Raw genomic sequence first — 2,328 nt, 5'->3', positions numbered from 1 at the left:
CCGCGCAGCGCCGCGGGCAGGGCGGCGAGCAGCTGGCGGCCGGACAGCGCGGACGCAGGAGGAACGCGGTGCGGCGGCGTACCGGTGGACGGCCCGGCCGGGCGGGCCGGGCTCAGGGTGGCGCTCATGAGAGGGACTCCACGACGGGACCGAGGGACAGGACGGGGACGAAGGTGAGCGCGACGACGACGAGCGTCACGCTGACGAGCAGCCCGACGAACAGCGGGCCGTGCGTCGGGAGCGTCCCGGACCCGGCGGGCACGGTCCGTTGGGTTGCGAGCCGCCCGGCGAGCGCGAGGACGAGCGCGATCGGCACGAACCGGCCGACGAGCATCGCGAGGCCGAGCAGGACCTCGTAGAACGGCGTCCCGCTGGTGAGCCCGCCGAACGCGGACCCGTTGTTGTTGCCGGCGGACGCGAACGCGTACAGCACCTCGGACAGCCCGTGCGGGCCGGGCTCCTGGAGGCCGACCTGCCCCGCGGGCAGCGCCACCGCGAGCGCGGTGCCGACCAGGACGACGGCGGGCATGGTGAGGACGACGAGCGCGACGAGCGTGATCTCCTGCCGCCCGATCTTCTTGCCGAGGTACTCGGGCGTGCGCCCGACCATGAGCCCGGCGAGGAAGACGGCGACGATCGCGAGGACGAGCAGCCCGTAGAGCCCGCTGCCGACGCCGCCGGGTGCGACCTCGCCGAGCAGCATGTTGACGAGCGTGACGCCGCCGCCGGGTGCCGTGAGCGAGTCGTGCATCGCGTTGACGGCGCCCGTCGACGTGCCGGTGGTGGACGCGGCGAACAGCGCGGACGCCGCGGCGCCGAACCGTGTCTCCTTGCCTTCCAGCGCAGCACCGGCCGCGGCGGGCGCGAGCCCGGGCCCGGCGGTCTCCGCCCAGGTGAGCAGCGCCACCGAGCCCGCCCAGAGCACGCCCATCGTGGCGAGCACCGCCCAGCCCTGACGCCGGTCGCCGACCATCAGACCGAACGCCCGCGGCAGCGAGAACGGGACGAGCAGCATGAGCACGACCTGCAGCGCGCTCGTCCAGGGCGTCGGGTTCTCGAACGGGTGCGCGGAGTTGGCGTTGAAGAACCCGCCGCCGTTGGTGCCGAGCTGCTTGATCGCCTCCTGCGACGCGACGGGCCCGCCGAGCACGTGCTGCGTGCCGCCGGCGAGCGTCGTGACCTCGGTCGGCGCGTGCAGGTTCTGGATCACGCCGCCCGCGACGAGCGCGAGCGCCGCGACGAACGCGAGCGGCAGCAGCACCCGTACCGAGCCGCGCACGAGGTCGGACCAGAAGTTGCCGACGCGCGCGTCGGTCCCGGACCGCGCGAACCCGCGGATCAGCGCGACCGCGACCGCGAGGCCGACGGCGGCGGACACGAAGTTCTGCACCGCGAGCCCGGCCATCTGGAGCAGGTGCCCGGCGGCGGTCTCGCCCGAGTACCACTGCCAGTTGGTGTTGGTCACGAACGAGACGGCCGTGTTCCACGCGCCCGCGGGGTCCATCGGCGGTGCGCCGACCGACAGCGGCAGCCGGTCCTGGAGGCGGGCCAGGCCGAACAGCACGAGGACCGACGCGAGCGAGAACCCGAGCAGCGACAGCAGGTAGGTGCTCCACCGCTGCTCGGCGTCCGGGTCGACGCGCATGAGGCGGAACCCGGCGCGCTCGACGGCGAGGTGCCGGCGCGTGGTGAAGACGCGCGCGAGGTACGCGCCGAGCGGGCCGTGCGCGGCCGCGAGGACCGCGACGACGAGCCCGACCTGGAGGACGGCGGTCACCGCGCTCACCGGACCTTGTCGGCGCGCAGCAGCTGCACCACGAGGTAGACGAGCAGCGCGGCGGCGACGACGAACGCCGCGACGTCGAGGCCGTTCACGCGCGTCCCCCCGTTCGGTCGGCGGGCTGCGCGACAGGCCCGTCGCTGGACGTGCGCGACGTGCCGGGCGTGCCGGACGTGCGGGGCGGGAGGTCGGCGGGGAGCACGGACGGACGGTCCGCGCGTCGGGCGACGAGCGCGACCGCGGCGAAGAACACCACGGTGAGCGCGACGAGGGCCAGGTCGGCCACGAGGGATCACACCTTCGGAGGGACGTGCGGTCGCTCGTCACGAGCGGCCGGCGGCCCTCGGGAAGGGGTCGCACCCGCAGGTCTACGCCGCCGCACGTGCGCGGTGGCGCGTCCTGACGGTTCCTTGACGGTGCCGCGCGCGACCTTGACGGGCCTCGTCACCAGGGCGACGGACGCTCCGTCCCCGTGCGGGCGCGTGCCGTGCGCACCGGGCACACCGCGGCGTGCGCGGCCGCGTCGGCGGGGCGGTCCGGCAGCGGCT

Annotated in this window: 2 protein-coding genes; both read right to left on the bottom strand. The window is 75.3% G+C overall.

The features are described from left to right. Positions 1–124: 124 nt before the first annotated feature. Entirely contained in the window at positions 125–1,786 is a 1,662-nt protein-coding gene (kdpA, locus tag HGA02_RS16720) for a potassium-transporting ATPase subunit KdpA (protein ID WP_168680264.1), read from the bottom strand. 85 nt (positions 1,787–1,871) lie between these two features. After that, complete coding sequence (locus tag HGA02_RS16715; protein ID WP_168680262.1) at positions 1,872–2,066, bottom strand: hypothetical protein; 195 nt, start codon at positions 2,064–2,066, stop codon at positions 1,872–1,874. Positions 2,067–2,328: the final 262 nt, after the last annotated feature.

Source organism: Cellulomonas septica (genome assembly GCF_012396155.1).
Lineage (GTDB): Bacteria > Actinomycetota > Actinomycetes > Actinomycetales > Cellulomonadaceae > Cellulomonas > Cellulomonas septica.
This window is presented reverse-complemented; position numbering and strand designations above follow the sequence as displayed.